This window comes from Catenulispora sp. EB89, assembly GCF_041261445.1.
Classification (GTDB): Bacteria; Actinomycetota; Actinomycetes; order Streptomycetales; family Catenulisporaceae; genus Catenulispora.
The window spans coordinates 115,192-141,987 of the sequence record NZ_JBGCCU010000015.1; the positions used below are offsets into that span (position 1 = coordinate 115,192).

A 26,796-nucleotide genomic window follows, 5' to 3' on the forward strand; every position below is an offset into this window, starting at 1 on the left:
CACCCCGCATCACACCACCCCGCAGCTCTCGACCAGCCGCCGGGCGATCGACGGCGCGCCGGCCCAGTGCAGATGGAGGTAGGAGGCGTGGATCCGGCTGCCGGCGAAGCCTTCGGTGACAGCTCCCCCGTTGCGGCGCCAGTGCCAGGCCGGGGGCGAGCCGGCGGAGGGGCTGACGGCGGTGCGGTGGAATTCGTGCCCTGACACGCGGGTGCCGGCCGCGGCGAGCACCGACTCCGAGGCGGCCACGGCGTGCCGGTAGCCGAGGGTGAGGCGGTCGGTCATGACGGCTTCGGCGTCCACGACCCCGCACATCGGCAGACCGTCCAGGCTCTTGCCGAGATACAGCAGGCCGGCGCACTCGGCGGCGATCGCGCCGCCGAGGCGCGCGAACTCGGAGACGTTCTCGCGCAGCGCGTCGTTCGCGGCCAGTTCGGGGGCGTAGACCTCGGGGAAGCCGCCGCCGATCACCAGGCCGCCGATCCGCTCGGGCAGGGCCTCGTCGTGCAGCGGGTCGAAGGGGCAGACCTCGGCGCCGGCGGCCGCGAGCAGTTCGGCGTTCTCGGCGTAGGAGAAGGTGAATGCGGGCCCTGACGCTATCGCGATGCGCGGGCGCGGTCGGGCGCCGCGGCCCCGGCCGATCTCCTCGGCGGGGTCCCAGGCGGTGACGTCCAGCGCGGGCGCGCTGCGGGCCAGCCGGTAGACCTCGTCGAGCTGGACGCCGGCGTCGACCAGGGCGCCGAGGGCGTCGACCGCGGCCACGGACTCGGCGCGGCGTTCGGCGACGGGGACCAGGCCGAGGTGGCGCGAGGGGTTCGCGACGGCGGCGGCGCGGCGCAGCGCCCCGAGGACCGGCACGCCGAGCTCGTCCAGCGCCTCTGTCAGGATATTGCGATGATTCTCGGAGCCGACCCGGTTCAGGATCACGCCGGCGATGCGCACCTCGGGGTCGAACGCGCGGAATCCGTGCACCAGCGCGGCGACCGAGCGGCCCTGGGCGGCGGCGTCCACGACGAACAGCACCGGCGCGTCGAGCAGCTTGGCGACCTGCGCCGTGGAGGCGAGATCGCCCTCGCCGGTCGCGCCGTCGTACAGGCCCATGACGCCCTCGATCACCGCCAGGTCGGCCCCGGCCGCGCCGTGCGCGAACAGCGGCGCGACGCGCTCGGTGCCGACCATGTAGGGGTCGAGGTTGCGGCCGGTGCGGCCGGCGGCCAGACCGTGGTAGCCGGGGTCGATGTAGTCCGGGCCGACCTTGAACGGGGCCACGGTGAAGCCGCGGCCTGTCAGGGCTTTGATGATGCCGGTGGCGATCGTGGTCTTGCCGTGGCCGGAGGCCGGGGCGGCGATGACGACGCGCGGGACGGCCAGCGGTGACGAGGTCACCACTCGATGCCTTTCTGGCCCTTCTGACCGGCGTCCATGGGGTGCTTGACCTTGGTCATCTCGGTGACCAGGTCGGCGGCGTCGAGCAGCTCCGGCGCGGCGTCGCGGCCGGTGATGACGACGTGCTGGGTGCCCGGACGGTCGGCGAGGGTCTTCACCACGTCCTCGACGTCCACCCAGCCCCACTTCATCGGGTAGGTGAACTCGTCCAGGACGTACAGGCGGTAGGTCTCGGCGGCCAGGTCGGCTTTGATGCGCTCCCAGCCAGCGCGGGCGTTGTCGGCCTGCAGCTCGGGATCGGAGTGCAGGTCGCGCTGGATCCACGACCAGCCCTCGCCCATCTTGTGCCAGTCGACGACGCCGCCCTGGCCGGTGCGCGCGTGCAGCTCGCCGAGCGCCTTGAGCGCGGTCTCCTCGCCGATGCGCCACTTGGCCGACTTGACGAACTGGAAGACGCCGATCGGCCAGCCCTGGTTCCAGCCGCGCAGGGCCAGGCCGAAGGCGGCGGTGGACTTCCCCTTGCCGGGGCCGGTGTGCACGATCGTCAGCGGCCGGTTGCGGCGCTGGCGCGTGGTGAGGCCGTCGTCGGGGACGTGTTCGGGTTGGCCCTGCGGCATCAGGCGGCCCTCCGGTCGGAGCGGGGTCGGTTGCCGTGCACCGCCGCGGTGAGCGCGTCGGCGGCGAGGTCGGTGAGCGGCAGATGGTCGGCGGCGAGGTCGGCGGCCAGGCGCGCGGCCAGGCCCAGGCGGACCGGGCCGGACTCGCAGTCGACGACGACGGCGCTGCCGCCGAGGGTGGCCACGGCCTGGCGGAGGTGGGCCGCGGCGCGGCGGGTGTCGGCGAGAGGGTCGGCTCCGGCGGCACGCGAGGCTGTTGCGCGCGGCGAGGCGGTCGCGCGCGGCGCGGCGGCGGACGATGACGAGGAGATCGCCTGCGTGGCGCGGCCGTCGGTGACGACGAGGACCAGCGGCCGGCGGTTCGGGTCGCGCATGCGCTCGACGCGCAAAACGTCAGCGGCTTGCAGCAGGCCGGCGGCGAGCGGAGTGCGGCCGCCGGTCGGGAGCGAGGTGAGGCGGGCGGCGCCGGCGTCGACGGACCAGGTCGGCGGGAGGGCGACTTCGGCGTCGCGGCCTCGGAAGGTGACCAGGCCGACCTTGTCGCGGCGCTGGTAGGCGTCGAGGAGGAGGGAGAGGATCGCGCCCTTGACGGCGGCCATGCGTTGCCGGGCGGCCATCGAGCCGGAGGCGTCTACTACGAACAGGACGAGATTGCCTTCGCGGCCCTCGCGGATCGGCTCGCGCAGGTCTTCGGAGCGCAGGCGGATCGCGCCCTCGCGTCGGCCTCGGGCGACCTGCTCGGGCGCGGCGGCGCGGACGGTCGCGACGAGGTGGAGGCCGTGGGCTCCGGGACGTGCGCCGACCGTGCGGCCGCCGGTGGCGCGGGCGCGGGAGCGGCGGCCTTCGGCGCCGGTGCCGACGCCGGAGACCTGTAACAGGCGGGCTTTGAAGGGCTCGCTCGGAGTCGCCACTCCCTGCTCACCCGCGGCGGCAGAGCGCGGCCGGCGCGCGGCATCCGGAGCGGCTTCGGTCGACTCGACAGGAGAGTCCGCGCCGACCGCGTCGGGTCCGGCGGTGGCCTCGGGACCGGACTGCGGCGTGCGGGACCGCTCGGGATCGGTGTCCGGTGCGGCGGCGGCGCGCGGGTCGTTCGGCTGGTTCGGGGCGTCGGGAGTGTCGGAACCGTCGCCATCAGGGCCGCCGGGGCCAGGGCCGGGATCAGGGTCCTCATCCCCGTCCGCAGCATCATCCATGGCCTCGTCCAAGCGCTCCTCGTCCAGCCCCGGCGCGTCGAACGGATGCCGCCGTCGCCGGTGCGGCAGCGCCAGCATCGCCGCCTGGCGCACGTCCTCGGCGATGACCTCAGTCCGGCCGGCCCAGGCGGCGAGCGCCGTCGCGGCGCGTGCCGTGACCAGGTCCGCGCGCATCCCGTCGACCTCGAAGGCCGCGCAGATGCGGGTGATCCGCAGCAGTTCCGCGTCCGGCAGCGTCACCGACGGCAGCAGCGCACGCGCGGCCTCGATGCGTGCGGCCGTCTCCTTGTCCGCCTGCTCCCAGGCCGCGGCGAAGCCCTCCGGGTCGGCCTCGTACGCCAGTCGCCGACGCACGACCTCGGCGCGCTCGGCGGGGTCGCGGCTCGCGCGGACCTCGACGGTCAGGCCGAAGCGGTCGAGCAGTTGGGGCCGCAGCTCGCCTTCTTCCGGGTTCATCGTGCCGACCAGCAGGAAGCGTGCGGCGTGGGAGATCGAGACGCCTTCGCGCTCGACGTGCGCGACGCCCATGGCGGCCGCGTCGAGGAGGAGGTCGACGAGGTGGTCGTGCAGGAGGTTGACCTCGTCCACGTAGAGCAGGCCGCGGTGCGCCGCCGCCAGCAGGCCCGGTTCGTAGGCCGCGACGCCGGAGGCCAGTACCTTCTCCAGGTCCAGGGAGCCCACGAGCCGATCCTCTGTCGCGCCGACGGGCAGCTCGACGAGGCGCGCCGGGTGGGACTGCGAGGCCACGGCGCCGGCCGCGGATGCGGAGGACGCTGAGGGTGCGGAGGGTGCGGAGGAAGCGGAGGACGCGGTGTGCGGGCCGTCGGGGCAGGCGGGGTCGGGCGCGGCGGGGTCGCAGGAGAAGCGGCAGCCGGGGACCACGGCGATCTGCGGCAGCACCGCGGCCAGGGCGCGCACGATCGTCGACTTCGCGGTGCCCTTCTCGCCGCGCACGAGGACGCCGCCGACGGCCGGGGACACGGCGTTCAGCAGCAGGGCCAGCCGGAGGTCGTCAAGACCCACGACGGCGGTGAACGGGTACGGCGGCACGCCGGATCAGCTCCTCACGGGTATCCACGCCCGACAGGTCTCTTCACAAGAACACGCCGCGGGAGCGGCGTGCCGGGGGACGGTCGTAGTCTCCTGACTCTCAGATCCGCGCGCCTGCCCGGCCTTCCCAGAACGCTGACGTCCCAGTGGCTTCGCAAGCGGGAGGCGCTCCCTGATCACAGTGGCGGGACCGTTCCGGATTCGCACCGGATTCCTGCCGACCATCCCGCGTGCAGCATCCCGCAGCGATCATCGGGCGTCAAACCGCGCCCGGGCGGCGCCGGCTGGCGGAATGGCCGGTTCTATCCCTCAATGGGAGGGTGAGCGAGCGACGGCGCAGACCCCGTGTCCTGGGTGAATACGAGCTGGACGGTGGCGCGTTCGCGCTGGCGCGGGGTGAGCAACGCGACACCCCCACGTCCGCACCGCAGCAGCGGCTGCGCGCGCTCGGGCGGCCCGGGACGCTGTGGCGGGCCGTGCTGCGCCGGATCCGGACGACCTGACTCCGGGGAGAACTACACAAGGACTACAGCGGAACAGGACTACAGCGGAGGCCCGTCCCCCGGGTCCTCCTGGTAGGAGTACCGCTGTTCCTTCCACGGGTCCCCGATGTTGTGGTACCCGCGCTCCTCCCAGAACCCGCGCCGGTCCGTCGTGAGGTACTCGATCCCGCGAACCCACTTGGGGCCCTTCCACGCGTACAGGTGCGGCACGATCAGCCGCAGCGGGAAGCCGTGCTCGGGGGTGAGCGGGACGCCGGCGTAGTGCGTCGCGAACAGGACGTTCTCGCGCAGCAGATCCTCGATGCGCAGGTTCGAGCTGTAGCCGTACTCCGCCCAGACCGTGACGTGCGTCGCGTCCGGGGCCGGCGGCGCGAGCTCGAGGACGGTGCGGCCGCTGACGCCGCGCCAGGGGGCGTCCAGCATCGTGAACTTGGTGACGCAGTGGAAGTCGGCGGTCACCTCGACGGACGGCAGCGCCCCGAACTCCTCGTGGAACCAGATCGCCTGCGCGCCGTCGGCGGTGGCGCCCGTCACGCGGAAGTCCCAGGTCGCGGGCTTGAAGCGGGGCACCGGGCCGTAGTGCAGCACCGGCCACTCCCCGCGCTGCATGCGCTGGCCGGGCGGGAGCCGATCGTCGGACTGCACCGTCTCGCCTTCTGTGTCCACCCCTGATCCCGGCTGCCCCATGGGGACCATCGTCCCAGATGTGGTGCACCGCACGTACCGCGGGGACTTGGCAGGTGGCCGTTAGGTAGCTTAGGCTCCCCTAAGTCTGCCGATCCCGAACCCGCCGAGCGCCGGAGCCCCGCTTGTACGCCTGCATATGCCACGCAGTGACCACCGCCGAGGTGGACGCCGTCGTCGCGCTAGGTGCCAAGTCGGTCAAGCAGGTGCGCAAGGCGACCGGCGCGGGCTCCGCGTGCGGGACCTGCGTGAAGCGGCTGAGCTGCCTGCTCGCCGCGGCCCGGGTCGCCGACTCGGCGCCGGTGGACTCGATGCCCGAGGCCGAGCGGCTGCCGGTGCCCGCGCCGACGCGCCCGGCACGCCCCGCGCTCCCGGCCCTCCCGGTGTTCGAGCACGCGCCGGACTGCCCGGCCGCGCTGCCGGCCCTGGGCTGAACCCGCTGGTCATCCTCACGGCGGGGCACTTCGGCGAGCCCGAGGACGTCCCCATTCGGCGCAATCCGCGCACACGCCGTTACCTCCCGGATCGGCGGCTCTGGCAGTATCGGACGCCATGCAGGGTGACAAGGACATCATCGCGTTCCTCAACGAGCAGCTCACAGCCGAACTGACGGCCATCAACCAGTACTGGCTGCACTACAAGCTGCAGGACAACCGCGGCTGGAAGAAGCTCGCCGAGTACACCCGCAGCGAGTCCATCGACGAGATGAAGCACGCGGACAAGCTCGCGGAGCGCATCATCTTCCTGGAGGGACTGCCCAACTTCCAGAAGCTGTTCCCGCTGGAAATCGGCCAGACCGTCACCGAGATGTTCAACGCCGACATGAAGGTCGAGGTCGCGGCCGTGGAGCGGCTGCGCAACGGCATCAAGCTGATGCGCGAGCGTGGGGACGTCACGTCAGCGAACCTGTTCGAGGAGATCCTCGCCGACGAGGAACACCACATCGACTACCTGGAGACCCAGCTGGACCTGATCGGCCAGCTCGGGGAGCCGCTGTACATCGCGCAGCTGGTGGAGCAGCCGGACGCGTCCTGAGACGGACGGCGGGGTCGGGAGAAGCCGGCGGGACGGTTTCTCCCGGGGGAAGCGGAACGCGGTATTCGCCATGGGGTGGAAACTCCCCCGTCGTCATACCTGCGAGCGCCTACGAGGCCGTCGCTGACGGCGCGGCCGTCCGCTCGACGATCCCCGGTTCGGGTGGGACAACTTCTTTTCGAAGGTGGTCGCGGCGTGCCGGACAAACCCCGGTCCAGGCCGTCGCCGAATTCCATGGTGCCGTCGGCGCTGATCAGATGGCACGGTTCGGCGAGTCCGATTCCGTCAGCGGAATCCTCACCGCCCTCGGCGCGTACCTCGGCAGGCCGAGCTACTGGGCGCACGACGCGCTCGCGCCCTGCTTCACCGAGCGCCGGATGGCTTAGCCGGGGTCCGGACCCTGAGAAACCCTCGGGGTCGCCCCTGATGCGCCGGCGGCGACTGGCGTGTGACCATGGCTGGCATGCTGCGACCGTCCTCCGCCGGGGTGCGTGGTGCCTCCGGTCCGCTGCTGGTGGCTGTGGGCGTCGTGGTCGTGACGGCGCTCGACGGGCCCAGTTCCGCCGATCAGATGCGGGCTCTGATACCGCTGGCCGCGGTGGTGGTCGGCATGGTGCTGGTGCTGCGGGATCTGGCTGCGGAGCGGCGCGGGACGTGGCTCGGCGTGCGGGATCGGGGGCGGCGGGCGGTCGATGCCCGGACCGCGATCGGGGCGCTGGTCATCGGTGGTGCGCTGGTGCGGCTGCTGACGAATGGTGCTTCGTTCGCCGCGGAGACCAGTGCGGTCGTCGCGGCGCTCATCCTGTTCTCCGGCGGGGTGTTGATCGCGCTGCCGTATCTGCTGCGGGTGCTGCGCGATCTCGACGCCGAGCGGGCCGAGCGCATCCGCGCGCAGCAGTTCGGCGAGGTCGCGGCGCACATGCACGACTCGGTGCTGCACACGCTGACGCTCATCCAGCGCGCCGATCCGGCTGACGTCGCGGGGCTGGCGCGGGCTCAGGAGCGAGAGCTGCGGGCCTGGCTCTACGACCGGCGAGGGCGGGCGGAGGACGGGACGGAGCCGGAGACGTTCGCGGCGGCGGTGCGGGCCGCGGCGGCCGAGGTGGAGGACCGGCACGGGGTGCGGGTCGAGGTGGTCGCGGTCGGGGACGCGGAGCTCGGGGACGGGCTCGGCGCGTGCGTCGCGGCCGCGCGCGAGGCGCTGGTGAACGCGGCGAAGTACGCCGGGGGCGCGCCGATCTCGGTGTTCGCGGAGGTGGAGGACGAGGGCTCGGCGGGGCAGCGGCGGGTCGCGGTCTACGTGCGGGATCGCGGGCCCGGCTTCGAGCTGGACGCGGTGGGGGCGGACCGGATGGGGATCCGGGAGTCGATCGTCGGGCGGATGGCGCGGCACGGCGGGGTGGCCGAGGTGCGGACGGCGCCAGGGGCCGGGACCGAGGTTCGATTGGAGATGCGCTGTGAGTGACGAAGCACGCGAAGAAGCAGGCGTTGACGGAGGCATCGTCAGCGATTCCCGGGCAGCGGATCCGATCACGGTCGTCCTCGTCGACGACCACCAGATGTTCCGCGCCGGAGTCCGCACCGAGCTGCGCCGAGCCGCCGAGGCCGCGGGGACGGCGATCGAGATCGTCGGCGAGGCGGACGACACCGACCGGGCCGTCGCTGTCATCACGGCGACCCGGCCGCAGGTCGTGCTCCTCGACGTGCACCTGCCGGGTGGCGGCGGCGTCGAGGTGCTGGCGCGGACCGCGGCAGGGCTGCCGGACGTGCGCTTCCTCGCGTTGTCGGTCTCCGACGCGGCGGAGGACGTCATCGCGGTCATCCGGGCCGGGGCGCGCGGCTACGTCACCAAATCCATCAGCGGCGCCGAGCTCGCCGACGCGGTGCGGCGGGTGGCCGAGGGCGACGCGTTCTTTTCGCCGCGGCTCGCCGGATTCGTGCTCGACGCCTTCTCCAGCGGCGGCGCGGCGGCGCGGGACGAGGAGCTGGACCGGCTGACGCCGCGCGAGCGGGAGGTCCTGCGGTTCATCGCGCGGGGCTACGCCTACAAGGAGGTCGCGCGCGAGTTGGTCATCTCGATCAAGACCGTTGAGACGCATGTGTCTTCGGTGCTGCGCAAGCTGCAACTGTCGAACCGCCGGGAGCTCACCCGTTGGGCGAGCGACCGGCGGTTGGCGTGAGAGGTTCTGGAGCGCGTTCTAGAACCGGAGGTTCCCGGGGCCGGCCGTGATGATCGTCTGGTTCAGGAAGGGCTGGGTGCCGTCGCAGGGCTGGCCGGCGGTGGGCTTGTCGACCTCGTCGAGGCTGATGGTCAGGGTGAAGTCGCCGGAGACGCCCTTGTAGGCGCCGGTGCCGGAGCCCGTCACGACCGGCACGTGCTGCGTCACGGCGATGTGGCCCGAGCAGGTGGCCGGGTCCGACGGGAACTGGTGGGCCATCGCCGAGACGAAGGCCTTGTCGATCGAGGCGATGTCGAGGCGGAAGCTGCCGCGCTGGAGCTGGAGTTCCAGCTGGCTGTTGTGCTCGGGGTTGACCGAGCCGTCCGGGTTGACGCTGACGCCCTGGCCCCAGTCGCCGACCGCGCCGGAGAGGGTCACCTGCTCGGTGGGGCCGTCGTTTGTGGTGAAGCCGGTCAGGTGGGCCGCGGTGATGGCGGGCTTCGCGGCGGAGGCGTCGGCGGTCGCCGCCGAGCAGCCGAGGATGGTCAGGACGCCCAGGGCGGCCGCGGCGGTGGTGGCGGTGAAGGTCTTGTTCGTCATGGCTTCAACTGTGGCCGCGCCGCAGGAAGCGGGGGTCCGGGGCGGACCCTGGGATTGCCCTGATCGAACCCTGACAGGGGGCGGGCCAGGGTCGGCGCGGGGGCGGCGCTGTCGAAACTCACGCCGATCAGGCGGACACGCCGAGAATCAGGTAGGCGAAGCCGAACACACCGTGCGTGCCGCGCAGCCAGATCGACAGGTGCTCGTCGAGCTTCGCGCGGAGCTCGGCGGCCGCACGCGGCCGCGCAGGGCCTCCAGAGCCTCGGGGATCGAGCCGAACGCCTGATACGCACCGATGGCTCAGGACGAGGTCTGCGGGCTCGGTGTGGTCCGCGGCAGGGCCTTCGACGAACGCGGCCCGGTCCGCCAGCCCGCGCTCGGCGGCCGGCACGCGTCCCCGGACGAGGTCGGGCCCGTGGACGTCGATGATTCGTTTTTCGCACCGGCCACCGAAAAACCAAGCGTCGCCCGACCGGAACCCGGTCGGGCGACGCTTTATAAGAACCCTACTTCGCCGTCTTCTTCGCGGCCGCCTTCGCCGCCGGCTTCTCGTCGTCCCCGCTGCCCGCGGCCGTGTTGGCTTCGACGTCGTCGGCGGGCACGAACTCGGCCGCGGGTCCGGTGCCGGTCTTGTGGAAGCGCAGCGCCTCCCACAGCGGGCCGGGTATGACGTGGATGCCGTAGTGCGCACGGTGGTGGTTGGCGCACAGCACTTCCAGGTTGCCGGGGGACTCGGCCCACTTCTGGAAGTCCTCGTCGGTCTCGAAGTGCAGACCCAGGGCCTGCATGATCTTCTTCTCGTCGACCTGGTTGATCTGCGAGAACTCCACGTGGGTGTGGTGCAGCTCCGGCTGGCCGTCGCAGAGGTCGTCGTCGATGATGCACTTCCACATGCCCTGCCGCTTCAGGCGGGCCTTGGCCTGCTCGAAGAGGTGGTAGTGCGGGTCGTCCTCGCGCGGGGAGTGCTCGGGGACGTGGGTGAGGATGTGGACGGTGAGCATCTGGTCGTGCTCGAGCGTCTTGCCCGTGCCCTTGGACACCGTCGGGTGCGTCGGGGAGCCGCTCTGGACCGGCGCGTGCGTGTGCGCGGCGGCCGGGGCCGCGGCGGCACGGGGAGCGGGCACGGCGGCGGCCTTCTTCGCGGCCGGCTCGTGCTCGGCGTGCTCGTGCTCGCTGGAGGCGGCCTTCTTCGCAGGAGCCTTCTTGGCCGGAGCCTTCGACTCCGCCTCGGCCTTCTCAGCCTCCAGAGTGCGGCGGTGCGCCTCCTCCGGACCGACTTCCTCCTCGGAACCGAACAGCTTGTTCATCCAGCCCATCGGGCTTCTCCCCACCTTGCTCGCTGCTTGCGACGACCGGCTTAGCCGGGGCCGACCCTAGCCCCTCTCAGGGGATTGCATCAAGACGGAGGAAACCACGTCGGCGGCGGTGTCACAGTCCTGCGCCGACACGTCCAAATGCGTCACGATCCGCAGCAGTTTCGGCCCGAAGGGCGAGATGCGCACACCCAGGGCGAAACATTCCTTTGCGACGTTCGGGGCGTCGTCGACGTCGACGAGGACGATGTTCGTCTCCGGTTCACGAACCGAGGCCCCGGCCGCGCGCAGCGCCGCCGCGATGCGCGTGGCGTTCTCATGGTCCTGCGACAGCCGGTCGAGGTTGTTCTCCAGGGCGTACTGCGCGCCGGCGGCCAGGATCCCGACCTGGCGCATCGAACCGCCGAGCCGGCGGCGCAGCGCCCGCGCCTCCTCGGAGCGGTCCGGCGGCAGCAGCACCAGCGAGCCGGCCGGGGCGCCGAGGCCCTTGGACATACAGACGGACATGGTGTGCCCGATGGCGCCGTAGTCCTTCAACGGGACGCCGCTGGCCTTGTGGGCGTTCCAGATCCGCGCGCCGTCCAGATGTACCCCGAGGTTGAAGGAGTCCGCCAGAGCCCTGATTTCCCGCAGGGTGTCGATGGGATACACGGCGCCGCCGCCCCGGTTATGCGTGTTCTCGACCTCCAGTGCGCGGGTACCAACCGTGTAGCGGTCGCCGACGCGGATCATCGCGGCGAGGGCGGCGGGGTCCAGGAGCCCGCGCGTCGAGGGCAGGGTGCGGGTCTGGATCCCGGCGTGCGCCGCCAGGCCGCCGTTCTCGTGCGCCACGATGTGCGCGTCGGCGTCGCAGATCACCTCCTCGCCGGGGGCGACCTGCAGGCGGATCCCGATGTGGTTGGCCATCACGCCGGTCGGGACGAACATCGCGTCCGGGTACCCGAACAGGGCCGCGACGGTCTCCTCCAGCCGCCGGACGGTGGGGTCCTCGCCGTACTGGTCGTCGCCGACCTCGGCGGCGGCCATCGCCTCGCGCATCGGCACGGAGGGCTTGGTGACGGTGTCGCTGCGGAGGTCGATGGGGTGCTGGATGCTCAGAGTCGCCATGCTCTGAAACGTATCGCTCCCGCCCCGGGGAGGCCGGGACGGGAGCCGTGTGGTCGATTCGGAAGTGTTCGGTGTGCGGAAACGGCTCAGCGCTTGGCGCGCAGCATCTCCGCGACGAGGAACGCCAGGTCCAGCGACTGGCTGCGGTTCAGCCGGGGGTCGCACAGCGTCTCGTAGCGCTGGTGCAGCGCGTCGAACGCGATCTCCGCGCCGCCGCCGACGCACTCGGTGACGTCCTCGCCGGTGAGCTCGACGTGGATGCCGCCGGGGTGCGAGCCCAGGCCGTGGTGCACTTCGAAGAAGCCCTTGACCTCGTCGAGCACGTCGTCGAAGCGCCGGGTCTTGTGGCCCGAGGGCGCCTCGAAGGTGTTGCCGTGCATCGGGTCGCAGATCCAGGCCACCTTGTGGCCCTCGCTGCGGACCTTCTCCACCAGCGCCGGCAGCTTCTCGCGCACCTGCCCGGCGCCCATGCGGACGATGAACGACAGCCGGCCGGGCTCGCGCTCGGGGTCCAGCCGGTCCAGGTACGCCAGGGCGTCCTCGGGCCGGGTGCCCGGGCCCAGCTTGATCCCGATCGGGTTGCTGATCCGGCTGAAGTACTCGACGTGCGCGCCGTTCAGGTCCCGGGTGCGCTCGCCGATCCAGACGTAGTGGCCGCTGGTCGCGTAGGGCTTGCCGGTGCGCGAGTCGATGCGGGTCAGCGCCGACTCGTACGGGAGCACCAGGCCCTCGTGCGCGGCGTAGAACTCGACGGTGCGCAGCTCCTCCGGGTCGGTGCCGCACGCGCGCATGAACTGCAGGGCGCGGTCGATCTCGCCGGCCAGCACCTCGTAGCGCTCGCCGGACGGCGACCCGGCCACGAAGTCCTGGTTCCAGGCGTGCACCTGCCGCATGTCGGCGTAGCCGCCGGTGGTGAACGCGCGGACCAGGTTCAGTGTGGAGGCGCTGGACTGGTACATGCGCAGCAGCCGCTTGGGGTCCGGGGTGCGGGCCTCGGGGGTGAAGTCGAAGCCGTTGACCGAGTCCCCGCGGTACGCCGGAAGCGTGATCCCGTCGCGGGTCTCCGTGGAGCTGGAGCGGGGCTTGGAGTACTGCCCGGCGATGCGGCCGACCTTCACCACCGGCAGCGAGGCCGCGTAGGTGAGAACGACGGCCATCTGCAGCAGCGTCTTCAGCTTCGCCCGGATCGCGTCGGCGGTGTTGCCGGCGAACGTCTCGGCGCAGTCGCCGCCGGTGAGCATGAAGGCCTCGCCCCGGGACACCGCGGCGATCCGGTCCTTGAGCTGGTCGGCCTCACCGGCGAAGACCAGCGGCGGATACGAGCGGAGCTCGGAGACGACGGTGGACAGCTCGGCGGCGTCCGGCCAGTCCGGCTGCTGGCCCGCGGGAAGCGCGGACCATGTGTCTTCGATGGGTCCGGTACCGGCCGGATTCCCGACAACTTCGCTCATTGAGCCAGAGTACGCGAAACCGGGGTGCGTCCTGTGCGCGCGTCCAGTGCGTGGGACCGCCCGGTCCGAGCCGCAGAACCGATGTAATAGCAGGTCCTGGCGTTGTAGCGGGGTGTATTGGTGCAGTGCTGGCGAGTGCCGTGGGCGGGGTTGCGACCGTGTTTCGGCCGGTTCAGCCGCCCCGGCCAGTACAGCTAGTCCAGCCAGCCCGGCCGGGCCAGTCCCGACTCGTACGCCAGCACTACCAGCTGCGCCCGGTCGCGCGCGCCGAGCTTGACCATGCTGCGGCTGACGTGCGTCTTTGCGGTGAGCGGGCTGAGCACCAGGCGGTCGGCGATCTCCTCGTTGCTCAGCCCGGCCGCGACCAGCGCCAGGACCTCGCGTTCGCGGTCGGTCAGGGCCTTGATCTGCTCGGCGGCCGGGTTGGGGCCGGTGCGCTTGCTGCGGACCGCGAACTCCTCGATCAGCCGACGGGTGACGCTGGGTGCGAGCAGGGCCTCGCCGGCGGCCACCGCGCGCAGGCCGCGCAGCAGGTCGGCGGGCTCGGTGTCCTTCAGCAGGAAGCCGCTGGCGCCGGCCCGGATCGCCTCGAAGACGTACTCGTCGAGCTCGAAGGTGGTCAGGATGAGGATGCGGACGCCGGAGAGCTTCTCGTCGGCAGTGATCAGGCGGGTGGCCTCCAGGCCGTCGGTGCCGGGCATGCGGATGTCCATCAGGATGACGTCCGGGGCCAGGTCGGCGGCCAGGCGGTAGGCCTCGGCGCCGTCGGCGGCCTCGCCGGCCACCTCGATGCCGTCCTGCACCTCCAAAAGTGCGCGAAAACCCGCGCGCACCAGCGCCTGGTCGTCGGCGAGCAGGACTCTGATCATGACTGCTCCTCGGCAAGGGGGGATTCTGCGGTTTCGGTGGGTTCGGTGGTTTCAATGGGTTCGGCGGGTTCGGCGGTGTCGCCGGACCAATCGGCGGCCGACGCCCGGAAGGGGATGCGGGCGTCGACCCGGAAGCCGCCGCCGGGGTTCGGACCGGCGGTGAGCGTGCCGCCGAAGGCCGTGGCCCGCTCCCGCATGCCGGGCAGGCCGTTGCCGGTCCCGGTCTCCCCCAGCGGACAGCCGCGGCCGTCGTCGGTGACCCGCAGGTGCAGGCCGTCGGAGGACTCCACGAGGATCGCGGCGCGCTCGGCCCCGGCGTGCCGCACCACGTTGGTCAGCGACTCCTGCACGATCCGGTACCCGGCCTGGCTCACCGCCAGCGGCACGTGCGCGACGTCCCCGACCATGCTGAGCGCCACCTTCAACCCGGCGGCCTCGGCCAGGTCCACCAGGTGCCCCAGCCGCCCCAGGTCCGGGGCCGGGTCACGGGGCGCGGCCCGATCGCCGCGCAGCACGGTCAGCACCGAGCGCACCTCGCCGAGCGCCGAGCGGCTGGCGTCCTTGATCGCGGACAGCGCGATCCGGGCCTGCTCGGGGCGGCGGTCCATGACCTCCAGCGCCACGTTGGCCTGCACCGCGATCAGCGAGATCGAGTGCGCCAGCACGTCGTGCAGCTCCCGGGCGATCTCCAGCCGCTCCTCGCTGGCCTGCCGCCGCGACTCCTGCTCCCGGGCCTTCTCCTCCTGGTAGCGGGCCTTCTGCGCCTCCAGCGCACGCTGCCGCAGCAGCCGGAACAACTCGGCCAGCATCAGCAGCGCGAGCAGCCAGCCGGCGGTGAACAGGATCTCGGTGGGACTGCTGCGCAGCTGGCCCTTGGCACTGTGCGTCGGCACGAAGATCATCCCGATCGCGAACAGCAGGGACCCGACCCACATCTCCCGCCGGTAGCCGGTGCCGCCGATGACGATCACCGCGAGCAGGGCGTTCAGGAAGATCGGCCCGTAGGCGTAGCCCATAAGGAGGTACAGCAGGGTGGCACCGAGGCACACCGCCAACGCGACCCGCGGCGCCCGCCGCCGATGGTGCAGCGCGACGGGGCCGGCGACCACCAGCACCCAGCCGAACCAGTCCAGCGACCGGACCCCGTACTCGACGGTCTTGCTCGCGGTGTCGTGCCAGTGACCGTAGGCGCCCCAGGTCCCGAGCACGTCGACGACGAGCAGGATCAACGGCAGCGCGACCGTGGAGCGCTCCATCCACAGCCACGCCAGCCAGGGGCGCGAAGGCGGATGCGGCTGCTCGGTCATGCTTGAACGCTAGATCAGATCGCCGTGCGCGGGTATCCGTCCAGCGGAGGCTGTGCGGACCGAACGGGTACTCCGGGGGGAGTAGGCGCTGGTCCCGGGGCAGCGCTATAGAGAGCCGAGTTCGACGACGCCTATAGCGTGTTCCGTGAGGCTCCCGAGATATAGCGTCTCCCCGCTACGGCGCGCTGCGGTGACCGCCTTATAACCGACGCCCCACGCACGCAGCTCACGTACTTGCTCCCCCTCAGCGTTGACCGCGATGGCCCACGCCATGTCCTTCTCCCCCGGCTGGAGACGCTGCGGCGTAGCCCAGACGAGCGAACGCAGCCGCGGGTGCCGGGGCAGGAGCCAGTCGAGCGCCGGGTCGCGGGGTGTGACCATGGCGATCCAGATCAGGCCTTCGGCGTCGCGGGTGAGGTTGTCGGGGAAGCCGGGCAGCGGCGGGCCGAAGGGCGACTTGCGGCCGGTGTCGGGGCCTTCGAGTTCGACGCGGGTCAGGCAGTAGCCGCCGGTCTCGGCCACGACAGCGGCGGCGCCGTCGCCGTCGTCGTCGTCGTCGACGAGCACGATGCCGTTGGCGAACGCGAAGCCGTCCGCGATGACCTCGACAGCGCCGTCGCGGTAGCGGAACAGACGGCCGGTCGTGGAGTGCTCGAACAGGTCGCCACGGTAGGAGTCGATGTTGTAGCGGCGCGAGGACTGCGTGAAGTAGGTGCTCCCGTCGGCGGCGACGGCGGCGTTGCTGCAGAAGGTCAGCGGCTCGCCCTCGACCTCGGACACGAGCACCCGGACCGTCGCGTCGGAGAGCTGAACCTCCAGCAACCCGCGATAAGCGTCGCAGACCACGAGCGCGTCCTCGCCGAGCATCTCCAGCCCGAGCGGACGGCCGCCGGTATCGGCGACGGTGCGCGCCTCGCCCTCCGGCGTCACCCGCAGGATGCGGCCGTCGGCGAGGCCGGTGAACAGCGTCCCCGCCGCATCGACCGCGATGTGCTCCGGGCCGGCTCCCGGCAGTTCGATGCGCCGCGGTTCCGGCAGCGTCCGCGCATCACCGCGGCGCCGCACCGGACGCGGATTCGCCGGCGGCGTCCACCGCACCGCGGCCATCTTCGTGCGCTGAGCCATAAAACGCCCCCTGCCACCGGTCCGAAATGAGGACGTTAGTGGGCAGGGGGCGCAAGCACCAGATGTCGGCCGGTTCAGCCGAACCGCAGGCTTAGCCGAAGAACACCTTCGCTTCGTCATACAAAGACATCGGCACCGTCTTCAGCGTCGTCGTCGCGTCCTTCAGCGGCACCCGGATGATGTCCGTCCCGCGCAGCGCGACCATCTTCCCGAAGTCCCCGTCGTGCACCGCGTCGATGGCGTGCAGGCCGAAGCGCGTCGCCAGCCACCGGTCGAACGGCGAGGGCGTCCCGCCGCGCTGCGTGTGGCCCAGGACCGTGGTGCGGGCCTCCTTCTTCGTGCGGCGCTCGATCTCGGCGGCGAGGCGTTCGCCGATGCCGCCGAGGCGGACGTGGCCGAAGGCGTCCAGTTCGCCGGACTGGATCTGCATCTGGCCGTCCTTCGGGTGCGCGCCCTCGGCGACGACCACGATCGGGGCGTAGCCGCGCGCGAAGCGCGACTCGATCCAGCCGCAGACCTCCTCGATGTCGAAGGTGACCTCGGGGATCAGGATCACGTTGGCGCCGCCGGCCATGCCCGAGTGCAGGGCGATCCAGCCCGCGTGCCGGCCCATCACTTCCACGATCAGGGCGCGGGAGTGCGACTCGGCGGTGGTGTGCAGGCGGTCGATGGCCTCGGTCGCGACGTGGACCGCGGTGTCGAAGCCGAAGGTGTAGTCGGTGGCGTTCAGGTCGTTGTCGATGGTCTTCGGGACGCCCACGACGTGGACCCCGTGCTCGTCGCCGAGGATGGTCGCGACGCCGAGGGTGTCCTCGCCGCCGATCGCGATCAGCGCGTCCACGCCCTCGGCCTGCAAGTTCTCCTTGATCCGCTCGACGCCGCCGTCCACCTTCAACGGGTTGGTCCGCGAGGATCCGAGGATGGTGCCGCCGCGGGGCAGGATGCCGCGCACCGCCTCGACGTCCAGCGGCTTCGTCATGCGTTCCAACGGCCCCTTCCAGCCGTCCCGGAAACCCACGAACTCAAAGCCGTAGAACTGCACGCCCTTGCGGACCGCGGCGCGGATCACCGCGTTCAGGCCCGGGCAGTCCCCGCCGCCGGTCAGCACTCCGATGCGCATGGCCACACTCCCTGATGTTCACGATGTGATCTGGGTCACCGTACGATCACCGCCACCGTAACCGCTACGAGACGGTAACGAGAAGCCGACGATCACCTGACGAGACACGCCAGTCACATGAGGTGATCTTCGTCCCGGCGGTGTCGCAGGCCGTGCCGTCGCGGCGGTGCCACCCTGGGGCTTACGCCTGGGAGCCGATGTGCGCCGATGCCGTCGGCTGACAGGGTTCGAACATGACGACCACACAGTTCACCGGCCGCAACGCACCGACCCGCCGAACACTGCTGGGAGCCACACTGGCGGCCGGGGTGGCGGCGCCCCTGGCCCTGACCGGCCGCGCCTCGGCGGCGACAACCCCGAGCGGTACGACGACCGCGACGGACCCGACCGGCACGACCGTCACGACCGGCACGACCGGCACGACCGCCCCGGCGCAGCTCGTCATCCCGCCGCCGACCGGCCCGCACCAGGTCGGCACCGTGGACCTGCACCTCGTCGACACCGCCCGCCCGGACCCCCTGAACCCCGGCCAGCCCTACCCGCTGATGGCCAGCATCTGGTACCCGGCCCGCGACGCCGACCGCTACCCGGTCGCGCCCTGGATGACCACCGGCACCTTCCAGGCCTGGCTCGCGAACGTCGGCTTCGACCCGACCAGCCTGCCGGTCCCGGTCACCGCCGGGCACCTCGGCGCCCCGGTGCACCGCGGCGGACGCCCGCGACCGGTCATCGTGTTCTCGCACGGCGCGCACGACCACCGCTCCGACACGACCACCGTCGTGCAGCAGCTCGCCAGCCACGGTTACGTCGTGGTCACCGTGGACCACACCTACGACGCCTACACCCAGTTCCCCGGCGGCCCGGTCCTGTCCCCCGACTTCGCCGACCGCGTCCCGATGTCCCCGAGCGACTTCGCGGCCGACGCCCACTTCATCCTGGACCGCGTCGAGGACATCGCCGCCGGCCGCAACCCCGACGTCGACCGCAAGCCGCTGCCCGAGGGCCTGCACGCCGCCCTGGACCTGGACCGGATCGGCATGTTCGGCTGGTCCAAAGGCGGCACCGCGACCGCCCTGGCGACCATCGCCGACGACCGCATCCGCGCCGCCATGACCTTCGACGGCCTGACCGGCACCTCCGTCGACACCGATGTGGACAAGCCGTTCTTGATGCTGGCGGCCGCCTACACCAGGGCGAACGACCCCTTCGCCGCGGAGTTCTGGGCTCACCTGCGGGGCTGGCGACGCTACTTCCAGCTCAACGGCGCCGAGCACATCTCGTTCACCGATGCCGAGGGCATAATCCTCCAGGCGGCGAAGATCCTCGGGATGAGCCAGGCGACCGTCCAGGGCTTCGTCGGCACCATGGACCCGAACGAAGGCGTGCGGATCCAGCAGGCCTACCCGCTCGCCTTCTTCGACCTGCACCTGCGCCACCGGCACAGCACGCTGCTCGACGGACCGTCGCCGGACTTCCCGGACGTGCAGTTCATCCCGTGACGCTCGGAGCATGAGGGCTGGTCAGGGCACCAGCGGCGCCTTGACGACCCGCTCCCCCGCCGCCCGGTCGCCGCTCCACTCCAACCCGGCGGCGTCCACCCCGACCCGGTTCCACAGCATCAGCGCCAGGTCCGAGGCCGCACCGGCGACCTCGGACACCGGCTCGCCAGGCCCGTACTCCCAGGACCGGCCGACGTCGGTCGCGGTCAGCCGCAGCGCGCTGGCCGGCTCGGCCGCGAGCCCCCGCTGGATCATGCGCGGCGCGAACAGCTCGAACACCTCGGTGACCGCGTCGGCGGCGAACGCCGGGTCGAGCGGGTCGGCCGTGCCGAGCGCGTGCTGCGCGTCCCAGCGGTGCATCCGCGTCTCGTGCGCGCGCCGGCGCTGCCAGAAGCCGACGGTGCGGGGCATCAGACTGCTGAAGGTCCAGGCCTCGGTCGCGGCGTCGGCGGACAGGGCGGTGGTGATCTGGTCGACGGTGCTGAGATACCAGGTGTGCAGGGACGCCGGGTCGTGCGGCGCGGTGCGCTCCTTGTCGTTGCGGCCGTGGCCCTCCTGGACCGCCGTGGTGACCCACAGGTTGCCGTTGCCGAGGTGGTCGGTCAGCTCGTAGAGGGTCCACGGGGCGCACGCCGACACCTGCCGCTCCAGGTCCGCCTTGGTCAGACCGACGAGCAGCGCGCCGTAGGTGTCCAGCTCGGAGCGCAGGACGCTGAAGAAGTCGAAATCACCCATGGGGCGGAAGCTACCCAGCGGCTCCCGCCTCACGTCCGATTACCGCCGGTCGAGATGAACCGGCGGCGGGTCAGTCGAGGCGCTTGAACATGTGCACGTCTTCGGCGTCGCCGGGGATGCCCAGCGTGCGGCCGGTCTCGACGTAGCCGTGGCGCTTGTAGAAGTCCGGCGCCTGGAAGGTGAACGAGGACACCGCGACCCGGTCGCAGCCACGCCGCCGGGCCTCGGTTTCGGCGGCCAGCAGGATCTTCGAGCCCCAGCCGTCCTTGCGCGCATCCGCACGGACCCACAGCATGCTGATGCCGCACAGGCCGGCCCAGGTCCAGGCGGTCAGGCCGCCGACGATCACGCCGGCCTCGTCGGTCACCCTCACCGAGAAGGCGTCCTGGTCCTTCTTCGAGGTGCCGGTGGCGGCGAAGTTGTACTCGTCCAGTCCGGCGTCCAGCGCCGCGCTGAGCTCCGGATCGCGGCCGCCGGTGGTCAGGCCAGCCGGGTGGTTCAGGTCGTTCGGGTGGTTCATTCTTCGTCCTCGTCGAGCCCTTGGGCTATCGCGTAGCGCACCAGCTCCACACGGTTGTGCAGCTGGAGCTTGTTGAGCGTGTTCTGTACGTGGTTCTGCACGGTCCGGTGCGAGAGCACCAGGCGGTCGGCGATCTGCTTGTACGACAAGCCCTTGGCGACCAGCCGCAGGACCTCGGTCTCGCGCTCGGTGAGCCGCGGCGCGTCGTCGGCGGCCCCCGCGCCGGGGCTCGACGGCACCATCGCCAGCTTGCGGAACTCCCCGAGCACCAGCCCGGCCAGGCCGGGGGTGAACACCGGGTCGCCGACCGCGATGCGCTCCACGGCCGCCAGCAGCTCCTCGCGGCTGGCGGACTTCACCAGGTAGCCGATCGCGCCGGCCTTCACCGCCTGCAGCACGTCCTGCTGCTCGCCGGAGGCCGACAACACCAATACCTTGACATCCGGGTCGGCGGCCACCAGGCGGGCCGTCACCTCCGCCCCGGACAGCCGGGGCATCTGCATGTCCAGCACGACGACCTGCGGATGCGCGACCGTCCCGCGCCGCACCGCCTCCTCGCCGTCCCCCGCCGTGGCCACCACGTCGTACCCGGCCTCGGCGAGGTCGCGGGCCACCGCGTCCCGCCACATCGGGTGGTCGTCGGCGACCATGACCCTGACCTGAGTGTTCACGGTCCCCGACCCTACCGAGGCCGGGCCACTCATCGCACTCGCCATATCGGCCTGTGGTCGGAAGAGCAGATGACGTCGGCGCCGCGACGCCCGCTCACCGCAGGGCCTTGCGCAACGCCGACACCGAACTCGCAGCCGCGCGCGGCACCGGCAGCCGCGGCACCCACATCTCGACCTCGGTGCCCTGGCCCGGGATGGAGACCACGTCGACCCGGCCCCCGACGTCCTGCACGCGGCCCTGGATCGAGTGCGCGACCCCGAGCCGCCCGGTGCCGCGCGCCTCCTCCAGCCGGCCCTCGGGGATGCCGGGGCCGTCGTCGCGGACCGTCACCGTCACTCCTTCGGGCTCATCCTCGACGAGGATCCAGGCGCGGGCCCCGAGGCCGTCGGCGCCGGGCCCGCCGTGCCGGCGGACGTTGTCCAGCGCCGCCGCGACCGCCGCGGCCACCTCCCGCGCCACCGGACTGGGCAGCGGCACCGCGGTCCCCGGCCCGGCCAGCGTCACCCGGGGCCCGGCCAGCCGGCCGAGCAGCGCGCTCAGGTCCAGGTCCACCGGGTCGCCGGCGTCCTGGTCAACCTGGTCGACCTGGTGCCAGCTGTTCACCAGCGACCGCAGTGCCAGCTCCTGCTCGCCGGCCATGCGGCCCAGGTCCCGGCCGGCGCCGCCGATCTCCGCGCCGCGCCGCTGGACCAGCGCGAGGACCTGGAGCACGCCGTCGTGGATGTCGCGGGCCAGGCGCTGGCGCTCGCGGGTGGCGGCCTCCAGGCGCTGGGCCCGCACCAGGGTGAGCTCGGCGGTACGGCCGAGCTCGGTGACGTAGCCGACGGCCGCGCCGGTCAGGCCCATCAGCACGATGTTGTGGATCAGGTCCTGGCTCAGCGCGCCGCGCTCCAGCAGGTCCACGCAGCCCATCAGCGCGGCCGCCGCCACGCCGCCGCGCCAGCCCAGCGCGATGGCGACGGCGATCACCGGGGCCGCGGACCAGACCGTGGGCAGCGTCAGGGCGCCGGCGTCGATGCGCGCGGCGGTGTCGACCAGGTCGGTGCTCAGGACGGACGCCGCGCCGACCGCGAAGTCGGTGGCGAGGAAGGCCAGCAGCGCGCGCCGGGTCGTGGTGGGGCGGTGGTAGACGATGCCGGTCCAGGCTGTCCAGACAGCCATGGTGAACAGGATCGCGATCGCGCCGCCGGTGTGCGCGTAGTGGTCGTAGGACGCGGCGAAGCGGGCGATCGCGTAGAGGAGCGCGAGAGAGCGGAAGAAGCCGAGCGCGCGCCACATCGCGGTGTCGACGGCTCCGCGTTCCTGCGGCTGCGGCTGCGGCTGCGAGTTCTGGGGGCTCTGGGGGCTCTGCACGTTCTGGGCGCTCTGCAAGCTTTGCGCACTCTGCAAGCTCTGCGTGCTCTGCAAGCTCTGCGGCTGCGGATCCTGCGACAGCGCAGCAGCCGACGACGGATCCCCCGGCGCGCTCATTGCCGCTGGGCGTCCTCGTCAGCCTCGAGCTGCCGCTGCTCCTCGATCGCGGCCCGGCGCTCCTCGGCGGCGGCCTTCTTCGCCTCGGCGCGCTGCTCGGCGCGTTCGGCCGCCTTCTCGGCGGCCAGGATCTTCTTGGCGTCGGTGGCGTACATGTCGACGTACTCCTGGCCCGACAGGTCCATCAGCGCGTACATGATCTCGTCGGTGATGGAGCGCAGGATGTAGCGGTCGTCGACGGCGCCGGGCACCTCGCGGTAGCGGGAGAAGTCCAGCGGCTCGCCGAAGCGCACGCCGACCCGCTTGATCTTCGGCATCACCTGGCCGGTGGGCTGGATCTCGTAGGTCCCGACCATCGCGCAGGGCACCACCGGGATGCCGGACTCCAGGGCGATGCGCGCGATGCCGGTGCGGCCCTTGTACAGGCGGCCGTCGGGCGAGCGCGTGCCCTCCGGGTACAGGCCCAGGGCCTTGCCCTCGGACAGGATCTTCAGCGCGGTCTTCAGCGCCGGGTCGGCGGTCTTGGCGCTGGCGCGGTCGATCGGGACCGAGCGCACGCCGCGGAAGAACGCCGCGGTCAGCCGTCCCTTGACGCCCTTGCCGGTGAAGTAGTCGCTCTTGGCCAGGAAGTACACCGGCCGCGGGACCATCAACGGCATGAAGAAGGAGTCGGAGAAGGACAGGTGGTTGCTGGCCAGGATCACCGGACCGTCGGCCGGGATGTGCTCAAGCCCCTTGGCCCACGGCCGGAAGAGCACCCGGAGAAGCGGCCCCAGGAAGATGACCTTGAGCAAGCCGTAGAACAACCGTCTGCCTCTCCGTAGGGCGGTATACGCGTACAGTGACTTCATACCTGCAACGCGCGGGGTTATCTTCGGGTTTCCGAAGCGAACACTACTGCGTGCGGCGTCGCTGTACTCCCCCCGTCCGCCGTGGAACGATGGTGACCATGACCGCGCCCGTGCTCCCCGGTGCCGAACCGTTTTCGCACGACCAGAGCGAGCCGGCCGGCCAGGCCGCACCGCGGATCGGCGTGCTTTTGTGCCACGGCTTCACCGGCTCGCCGCAGTCGCTGCGCCCCTGGGCGGAGTACCTGGCGGAGGCCGGGTTCGGGGTGCGGCTGCCGCGGCTGCCCGGACACGGCACCGACTGGCACGACATGCAGGTCACCACCTGGGACGACTGGTACGCCGAGGTGGACCGGGCGTTCCACGAGCTGCAGGCCGGGTACGACCGGGTGTTCGTCATGGGCCTGTCGATGGGCGGCACGCTCACCCTGCGGCTGGCCGAGCGGCACGGGGCCGACGTCGCGGGGATCGTGCTGGTCAACGCCTCGGTCAAGCCCGACAAGGCGGTGATCAGACTGGTGCCGGTGCTCAAGCACCTGGTGCCCAGCGTCCCCGGGATCGGGAACGCGATCAACAAGCAGGGTGTCAGCGAACTGGCCTACGACCGGGTGCCCCTGAAGGCCCTGGACTCCTTCGCCGGGGGCTGGCGCACCGTCCAGGCCGACCTGCCCAAGGTCACGCAGCCGACCCTGCTGTACCGGTCGGCGCAGGACCCGGTCGTCCATCCGTCGAACAGCGCCGTGATCCTGTCCCGCGTCTCCTCCACCGACGTGACCGAGAAGGTGCTGGAGAAGAGCTCGCACGTGGCCACCCTGGACCACGACGCGGAACAGATCTATGCCGGAAGCGTGGAATTCGTCCGGCGGGTCGCCGGGTTGGGGAATTGATGTGAGCACCGCCAGCGAACAACCGGGGCCCGGCCTGCCCGAGGAGCCCGCCGAGTCGAGGGAGCCGGCCGACGCGCCCGCCGAGGAGGTGGCGACCGCCGAGGCCGCCGCCGACGGCGCGGAGTCGGACCGGCCCGAGCTGAACGATCTGACCGATCTACCGGACCTGGTGGATCTGTCCGGCCTGTCCGGCGGGTCCGACACGCCCGACGAGCCCGCCTCCGACGAGCCCGAGACCGAGGACGAACGCATCGCGCGCGAGCGCGTGGAGTTCGACAAGCTGGTCGTCGCCTTCCACGGCGAGTCCGCCCCCGACCCGCAGCCGCAGGGACCGCAGGCCCCGGCACCGCGCAAGATCGTGCGCTACCCGGTCCTCGACCCGCAGCCGGCCTGGCACCCGGAGATCGTCGAACCGACCGACGAGACCACGGTCGACCCCCTGGACCACGTCGAGCACTACGAGCCGCCGGACCCGCCGCTGCCGCAGGTCGCCGCGGCCACGCTGGCGTCGTGGACGCTGCTGCTGGGCGGCGTGGGGTTCCTGGTGCTGCACACGCTGCTGAAGTGGGACACGCCGGACTACTTCGGGTGGCTGGCCATCATCGGGGTGTTCGGCGGGATCATCAGCCTGGTGGCGCGGATGAAGCCGGACCGGGATGAGTATGACGATCCGGACAATGGTGCGGTGGTCTGAGGGGCTGCGGGGCTGAGCGAATTGCGGGCCCGAGTAGCCGGCGGGCTCGGCATTTTGTGGCGCTGCTGACCTATGTGTGGGTGCTGGTGGCGGCTGCGGTTTGTTTGTGGGTTGACAGTCAAAGGCGTTTTTTGACGGCTTCGCCTAAGGTTTGGTGACCTCGCTGGGGACGCAGTTTGGTGGTGCCCCGCAGGTGGCGCTGGCGACCGGCGGTGATGCTGGACACGACCGCGCGCGGGTCCGAGTCACTGCGCACACGTCGGGCGGGCGGCTGGCGGCCGCGTATGGGGGGCACCGAAGATCAAAGGCAGGGGCTTTCAGCCGGAGCCTCTGCTCGGAGGGATGGGGGGTCGCGTAGTCTGCCGCCGGACGCTGCTTGTGGTCGCCGAGTCCCGGATCCCTCGTCGCTGTCGTCGCCCTAAAGGGAACCATCCCGGCCTGGCGGGGTAAAGCCGCATCACACGCTGCTGTGGTCCAGCCTCATCCGGCTTGACCCCGCCAGTCCGGGATGGTTGTGCAAGCACCGCCGACAGCGACGAGGGATCCGGGACAACCCCACCTGTGGGAAGGATTCCCACCCCTTGGGCACGCCACGTCACCACCCGCAGGTGTACGCACCCGAGTGGACCGTGTCCACACCACAGGCCGGGGTTGTCCCGGGTTCCCCGTCGCGTCGGCGGGCGCAGCCAAGCTGACCGGGCCGGTGGTGTCAAGTCGCACGAAACCACACCACAGCAGCAGGGGTCCGACTTGATACCACCGGACCGGTCTGCTTCCTTCCAGGCGACGACGCGACGGGGAACCCGGGACACAGGCGACCACAAGCAACGACCGGCAGCACACAGCGCGGCCCCCCATCCCCGGAGCGAGGCCGCTCGCCGCGCAGGCGCCGCCGGAGGCCCTGCCCTTGACTTTCAGGCACCCACCACACGCGGCCGCCAGCCGCCAGACCAAACGTGTGCGCAGTGACTCGGACCCGCGCGCGGTCGTGCACACGGACACCCGCCGGCCGCCAACGCAACCTGCGGGGCACCACCGAACTGCGCCACCCAGCGGATCCTTCTTAAAACCCTGCGAAGCCGTAAAAAGCCCTTAAAACCACCAACAAACTGCACCCGTTGCACCCGCCACACCCCAGCCACCCACACCCACACCCACACATCAAGCAAGGGCGCCCATTTTGTTAGGTGCTTTCGCCCCCTAGCACATGTGTACAGCAGGCCGCCGACACCGCCGTCCCCTCAGATCCGCACCACCGCCAGCACCGGCCGGTGGTCGGTCGCCTGCGCCTCGTCGGCCTTCGAGATCAGGTCCGTCGGCACGCCGGCGCGCACCACGTGGATGTCCCTGGACACGAACACCGCGTCCAGGCGCTGGTAGGGGTTCACCCCGGTCGAGGTGAACTCGTCGCCCACCGGGGCCAGCATCCAGGCGTCGTTCAGCCGCTCGGTGATGATGTTCCACTCGATGCTGCCGGGGTAGCTGTTGAAGTCCCCGGCGAGGATGCGGGCCTTCGTGCGGTTGCGTTCGGCGAAGCCGTCGAGGTGTCCCAGGACCTCGCCGGCCTGGTAGACGCGTTGTTCCAGGTTCATGCTCAGGTGCGTCGAGGCGAGGGTGAAGCGGCTGTCGCCGATCCGGAGTGCGGCCAGCGCCATTCCTCGCAGGTGGTAGCCGCGGCGGTGCTTCAGGTAGAGCACCCGGGTGGCTTCCACCTTGACGTCGGGGCCGGCAAGCAGCAGGTTGCCGGAGGCGTCGGCGCCGCCGGTCACGACCCGCAGTCCGAAGGACGCCGCCATCACCAGGGCGGCACGGCGCCAGCCGAAGAAGCGGGGTGCCTCCTGGACGCAGACCACGTCAGGGGCACAGGAACGCACGACACGTGCGAGCGCTGCGCGGTCGTCTCTTAAGGACCGCACGTTATAAGTGAGTATGCGTACTGTCTCCTCCATAGC

The 26,796-nt window shown here is 71.6% G+C and carries 28 protein-coding genes and 1 riboswitch; of the genes, 9 read left to right on the plus strand and 19 right to left on the minus strand.

What is annotated here, in order from left to right:
* Positions 1–9: 9 nt before the first annotated feature.
* Genes ABH920_RS28945 through ABH920_RS28955 form a run of 3 tightly spaced genes read right to left on the minus strand, consistent with a single transcriptional unit; the run spans position 10 to position 4,246 of the window.
* Positions 10–1,389 (minus strand): cobyrinate a,c-diamide synthase, encoded by a 1,380-nt coding sequence (locus tag ABH920_RS28945; protein ID WP_370352323.1) that lies wholly within the window; start codon positions 1,387–1,389, stop codon positions 10–12.
* Positions 1,383–2,003, minus strand: coding sequence for a cob(I)yrinic acid a,c-diamide adenosyltransferase (cobO, locus tag ABH920_RS28950; protein ID WP_370352324.1), 621 nt, complete (start codon positions 2,001–2,003; stop codon positions 1,383–1,385). The genes ABH920_RS28945 and cobO overlap by 7 nt, the downstream gene beginning before the upstream one ends.
* Positions 2,003–4,246: a VWA domain-containing protein gene (locus ABH920_RS28955; protein ID WP_370352325.1), complete on the minus strand. Its 2,244-nt coding sequence runs from the start codon at positions 4,244–4,246 to the stop codon at positions 2,003–2,005. Before ABH920_RS28955 ends, cobO begins: the two co-directional genes overlap by 1 nt.
* An 88-nt stretch (positions 4,247–4,334) precedes the next feature.
* Positions 4,335–4,461: riboswitch (cobalamin riboswitch) on the minus strand.
* Positions 4,462–4,566: 105 nt separating this feature from the next.
* Here ABH920_RS28955 and ABH920_RS28960 point away from each other — a divergent pair.
* Complete coding sequence (locus ABH920_RS28960) at positions 4,567–4,749, plus strand: hypothetical protein (RefSeq protein WP_370352326.1); 183 nt, start codon at positions 4,567–4,569, stop codon at positions 4,747–4,749.
* A 39-nt stretch (positions 4,750–4,788) separates the two neighbouring features.
* Here ABH920_RS28960 and ABH920_RS28965 read toward each other — a convergent pair whose 3' ends face one another.
* Positions 4,789–5,436 (minus strand): sulfite oxidase-like oxidoreductase, encoded by a 648-nt coding sequence (locus ABH920_RS28965; RefSeq protein WP_370352327.1) that lies wholly within the window; start codon positions 5,434–5,436, stop codon positions 4,789–4,791.
* 122 nt (positions 5,437–5,558) lie between these two features.
* Here ABH920_RS28965 and ABH920_RS28970 point away from each other — a divergent pair, with 122 nt between their 5' ends.
* From ABH920_RS28970 to ABH920_RS28990, 5 genes are all read left to right on the plus strand, one after another.
* The gene (locus ABH920_RS28970; RefSeq protein WP_370352328.1) at positions 5,559–5,867 is read left to right on the plus strand and encodes a bacterioferritin-associated ferredoxin; all 309 of its coding nucleotides are present in this window, start codon (positions 5,559–5,561) and stop codon (positions 5,865–5,867) included.
* 118 nt (positions 5,868–5,985) lie between these two features.
* Positions 5,986–6,468, plus strand: a complete 483-nt coding sequence (gene bfr, locus ABH920_RS28975) for a bacterioferritin (RefSeq protein WP_370352329.1) — start codon at positions 5,986–5,988, stop codon at positions 6,466–6,468.
* 257 nt (positions 6,469–6,725) lie between these two features.
* Positions 6,726–6,854: a hypothetical protein gene (locus ABH920_RS28980; protein ID WP_370352330.1), complete on the plus strand. Its 129-nt coding sequence runs from the start codon at positions 6,726–6,728 to the stop codon at positions 6,852–6,854.
* 77 nt (positions 6,855–6,931) lie between these two features.
* Entirely contained in the window at positions 6,932–7,933 is a 1,002-nt protein-coding gene (locus tag ABH920_RS28985) for a sensor histidine kinase (protein WP_370352331.1), read from the plus strand.
* Between the two features lie 94 nt (positions 7,934–8,027).
* Entirely contained in the window at positions 8,028–8,648 is a 621-nt protein-coding gene (locus tag ABH920_RS28990; RefSeq protein ID WP_370352482.1) for a LuxR C-terminal-related transcriptional regulator, read from the plus strand.
* Positions 8,649–8,666: 18 nt separating this feature from the next.
* Here ABH920_RS28990 and ABH920_RS28995 read toward each other — a convergent pair whose 3' ends face one another.
* The 9 genes from ABH920_RS28995 to ABH920_RS29035 form a co-directional block, all read right to left on the minus strand.
* The gene (locus ABH920_RS28995; protein WP_370352332.1) at positions 8,667–9,227 is read right to left on the minus strand and encodes a hypothetical protein; all 561 of its coding nucleotides are present in this window, start codon (positions 9,225–9,227) and stop codon (positions 8,667–8,669) included.
* 127 nt (positions 9,228–9,354) lie between these two features.
* Entirely contained in the window at positions 9,355–9,618 is a 264-nt protein-coding gene (locus ABH920_RS29000; RefSeq protein WP_370352333.1) for a hypothetical protein, read from the minus strand.
* Positions 9,619–9,733: 115 nt separating this feature from the next.
* The gene (locus tag ABH920_RS29005) at positions 9,734–10,543 is read right to left on the minus strand and encodes a hypothetical protein (RefSeq protein ID WP_370352334.1); all 810 of its coding nucleotides are present in this window, start codon (positions 10,541–10,543) and stop codon (positions 9,734–9,736) included.
* A gap of 57 nt (positions 10,544–10,600) precedes the next feature.
* A complete protein-coding gene (locus ABH920_RS29010) occupies positions 10,601–11,647 on the minus strand; it encodes a low specificity L-threonine aldolase (protein ID WP_370352335.1) in 1,047 nt (348 codons plus the stop codon).
* An 86-nt stretch (positions 11,648–11,733) separates the two neighbouring features.
* Positions 11,734–13,098: a class II 3-deoxy-7-phosphoheptulonate synthase gene (locus tag ABH920_RS29015; protein ID WP_370352336.1), complete on the minus strand. Its 1,365-nt coding sequence runs from the start codon at positions 13,096–13,098 to the stop codon at positions 11,734–11,736.
* A 194-nt stretch (positions 13,099–13,292) separates the two neighbouring features.
* The gene (locus tag ABH920_RS29020) at positions 13,293–13,967 is read right to left on the minus strand and encodes a response regulator (protein WP_370352337.1); all 675 of its coding nucleotides are present in this window, start codon (positions 13,965–13,967) and stop codon (positions 13,293–13,295) included.
* Positions 13,964–15,274, minus strand: coding sequence for a sensor histidine kinase (locus ABH920_RS29025; RefSeq protein WP_370352338.1), 1,311 nt, complete (start codon positions 15,272–15,274; stop codon positions 13,964–13,966). The genes ABH920_RS29020 and ABH920_RS29025 overlap by 4 nt, the downstream gene beginning before the upstream one ends.
* Before the next feature lie 105 nt (positions 15,275–15,379).
* Positions 15,380–16,399 (minus strand): SMP-30/gluconolactonase/LRE family protein, encoded by a 1,020-nt coding sequence (locus tag ABH920_RS29030; RefSeq protein WP_370352339.1) that lies wholly within the window; start codon positions 16,397–16,399, stop codon positions 15,380–15,382.
* 91 nt (positions 16,400–16,490) lie between these two features.
* The gene (locus tag ABH920_RS29035; RefSeq protein WP_370352340.1) at positions 16,491–17,519 is read right to left on the minus strand and encodes a 6-phosphofructokinase; all 1,029 of its coding nucleotides are present in this window, start codon (positions 17,517–17,519) and stop codon (positions 16,491–16,493) included.
* 233 nt (positions 17,520–17,752) lie between these two features.
* On the opposite strand from ABH920_RS29035, the gene ABH920_RS29040 reads away from it, so the two are divergent.
* Positions 17,753–19,018, plus strand: a complete 1,266-nt coding sequence (locus tag ABH920_RS29040; RefSeq protein ID WP_370352341.1) for an alpha/beta hydrolase family protein — start codon at positions 17,753–17,755, stop codon at positions 19,016–19,018.
* Between the two features lie 21 nt (positions 19,019–19,039).
* On the opposite strand, the gene ABH920_RS29045 is transcribed toward ABH920_RS29040, so the two are convergent.
* From ABH920_RS29045 to ABH920_RS29065, 5 genes are all read right to left on the minus strand, one after another.
* Positions 19,040–19,753: a maleylpyruvate isomerase family mycothiol-dependent enzyme gene (locus ABH920_RS29045; RefSeq protein WP_370352342.1), complete on the minus strand. Its 714-nt coding sequence runs from the start codon at positions 19,751–19,753 to the stop codon at positions 19,040–19,042.
* A 70-nt stretch (positions 19,754–19,823) separates the two neighbouring features.
* Positions 19,824–20,273 carry a GNAT family N-acetyltransferase gene (locus ABH920_RS29050; protein ID WP_370352343.1) on the minus strand — a complete coding sequence of 150 codons (450 nt, stop codon included), beginning with the start codon at positions 20,271–20,273 and terminating at the stop codon, positions 19,824–19,826.
* Positions 20,270–20,923 carry a response regulator gene (locus ABH920_RS29055; protein ID WP_370352483.1) on the minus strand — a complete coding sequence of 218 codons (654 nt, stop codon included), beginning with the start codon at positions 20,921–20,923 and terminating at the stop codon, positions 20,270–20,272. The genes ABH920_RS29050 and ABH920_RS29055 overlap by 4 nt, the downstream gene beginning before the upstream one ends.
* A gap of 115 nt (positions 20,924–21,038) precedes the next feature.
* Positions 21,039–22,415 carry a MacS family sensor histidine kinase gene (macS, locus tag ABH920_RS29060; RefSeq protein WP_370352344.1) on the minus strand — a complete coding sequence of 459 codons (1,377 nt, stop codon included), beginning with the start codon at positions 22,413–22,415 and terminating at the stop codon, positions 21,039–21,041.
* Positions 22,412–23,221, minus strand: a complete 810-nt coding sequence (locus ABH920_RS29065; protein ID WP_370352345.1) for a lysophospholipid acyltransferase family protein — start codon at positions 23,219–23,221, stop codon at positions 22,412–22,414. The genes macS and ABH920_RS29065 overlap by 4 nt, the downstream gene beginning before the upstream one ends.
* A 143-nt stretch (positions 23,222–23,364) precedes the next feature.
* Between ABH920_RS29065 and ABH920_RS29070 the strand changes: the two genes are divergently transcribed.
* Both ABH920_RS29070 and ABH920_RS29075 read left to right on the plus strand, forming a co-directional pair.
* Positions 23,365–24,150 (plus strand): alpha/beta hydrolase, encoded by a 786-nt coding sequence (locus ABH920_RS29070; RefSeq protein WP_370352346.1) that lies wholly within the window; start codon positions 23,365–23,367, stop codon positions 24,148–24,150.
* Position 24,151: 1 nt separating this feature from the next.
* Positions 24,152–24,844, plus strand: coding sequence for a hypothetical protein (locus ABH920_RS29075; protein ID WP_370352347.1), 693 nt, complete (start codon positions 24,152–24,154; stop codon positions 24,842–24,844).
* 1,241 nt (positions 24,845–26,085) lie between these two features.
* Here ABH920_RS29075 and ABH920_RS29080 read toward each other — a convergent pair.
* On the minus strand, positions 26,086–26,793 hold the full coding sequence (locus ABH920_RS29080; protein WP_370352348.1) for an endonuclease/exonuclease/phosphatase family protein: 708 nt from the start codon (positions 26,791–26,793) through the stop codon (positions 26,086–26,088).
* Positions 26,794–26,796 lie beyond the last annotated feature (3 nt).

Excerpts from the sequence above, each read along its gene's own strand:
- cobO (WP_370352324.1), bottom strand. The coding sequence starts at position 2,003 with ATGCCGCAGGGCCAACCCGAACACGTCCCCGACGACGGCCTCACCACG.
- ABH920_RS28965 (WP_370352327.1), bottom strand. The coding sequence starts at position 5,436 with ATGGGGCAGCCGGGATCAGGGGTGGACACAGAAGGCGAGACGGTGCAG.
- bfr (WP_370352329.1), top strand. The coding sequence starts at position 5,986 with ATGCAGGGTGACAAGGACATCATCGCGTTCCTCAACGAGCAGCTCACA.
- ABH920_RS28980 (WP_370352330.1), top strand. The coding sequence starts at position 6,726 with ATGGCACGGTTCGGCGAGTCCGATTCCGTCAGCGGAATCCTCACCGCC.
- ABH920_RS28985 (WP_370352331.1), top strand. The coding sequence starts at position 6,932 with ATGCTGCGACCGTCCTCCGCCGGGGTGCGTGGTGCCTCCGGTCCGCTG.
- ABH920_RS28990 (WP_370352482.1), top strand. The coding sequence starts at position 8,028 with ATGTTCCGCGCCGGAGTCCGCACCGAGCTGCGCCGAGCCGCCGAGGCC.
- ABH920_RS28995 (WP_370352332.1), bottom strand. The coding sequence starts at position 9,227 with ATGACGAACAAGACCTTCACCGCCACCACCGCCGCGGCCGCCCTGGGC.
- ABH920_RS29005 (WP_370352334.1), bottom strand. The coding sequence starts at position 10,543 with ATGGGCTGGATGAACAAGCTGTTCGGTTCCGAGGAGGAAGTCGGTCCG.
- ABH920_RS29010 (WP_370352335.1), bottom strand. The coding sequence starts at position 11,647 with ATGGCGACTCTGAGCATCCAGCACCCCATCGACCTCCGCAGCGACACC.
- ABH920_RS29015 (WP_370352336.1), bottom strand. The coding sequence starts at position 13,098 with ATGAGCGAAGTTGTCGGGAATCCGGCCGGTACCGGACCCATCGAAGAC.
- ABH920_RS29020 (WP_370352337.1), bottom strand. The coding sequence starts at position 13,967 with ATGATCAGAGTCCTGCTCGCCGACGACCAGGCGCTGGTGCGCGCGGGT.
- ABH920_RS29025 (WP_370352338.1), bottom strand. The coding sequence starts at position 15,274 with ATGACCGAGCAGCCGCATCCGCCTTCGCGCCCCTGGCTGGCGTGGCTG.
- ABH920_RS29030 (WP_370352339.1), bottom strand. The coding sequence starts at position 16,399 with ATGGCTCAGCGCACGAAGATGGCCGCGGTGCGGTGGACGCCGCCGGCG.
- ABH920_RS29035 (WP_370352340.1), bottom strand. The coding sequence starts at position 17,519 with ATGCGCATCGGAGTGCTGACCGGCGGCGGGGACTGCCCGGGCCTGAAC.
- ABH920_RS29040 (WP_370352341.1), top strand. The coding sequence starts at position 17,753 with ATGACGACCACACAGTTCACCGGCCGCAACGCACCGACCCGCCGAACA.
- ABH920_RS29045 (WP_370352342.1), bottom strand. The coding sequence starts at position 19,753 with ATGGGTGATTTCGACTTCTTCAGCGTCCTGCGCTCCGAGCTGGACACC.
- ABH920_RS29050 (WP_370352343.1), bottom strand. The coding sequence starts at position 20,273 with ATGAACCACCCGAACGACCTGAACCACCCGGCTGGCCTGACCACCGGC.
- ABH920_RS29055 (WP_370352483.1), bottom strand. The coding sequence starts at position 20,923 with ATGGTCGCCGACGACCACCCGATGTGGCGGGACGCGGTGGCCCGCGAC.
- macS (WP_370352344.1), bottom strand. The coding sequence starts at position 22,415 with ATGAGCGCGCCGGGGGATCCGTCGTCGGCTGCTGCGCTGTCGCAGGAT.
- ABH920_RS29070 (WP_370352346.1), top strand. The coding sequence starts at position 23,365 with ATGACCGCGCCCGTGCTCCCCGGTGCCGAACCGTTTTCGCACGACCAG.
- ABH920_RS29080 (WP_370352348.1), bottom strand. The coding sequence starts at position 26,793 with ATGGAGGAGACAGTACGCATACTCACTTATAACGTGCGGTCCTTAAGA.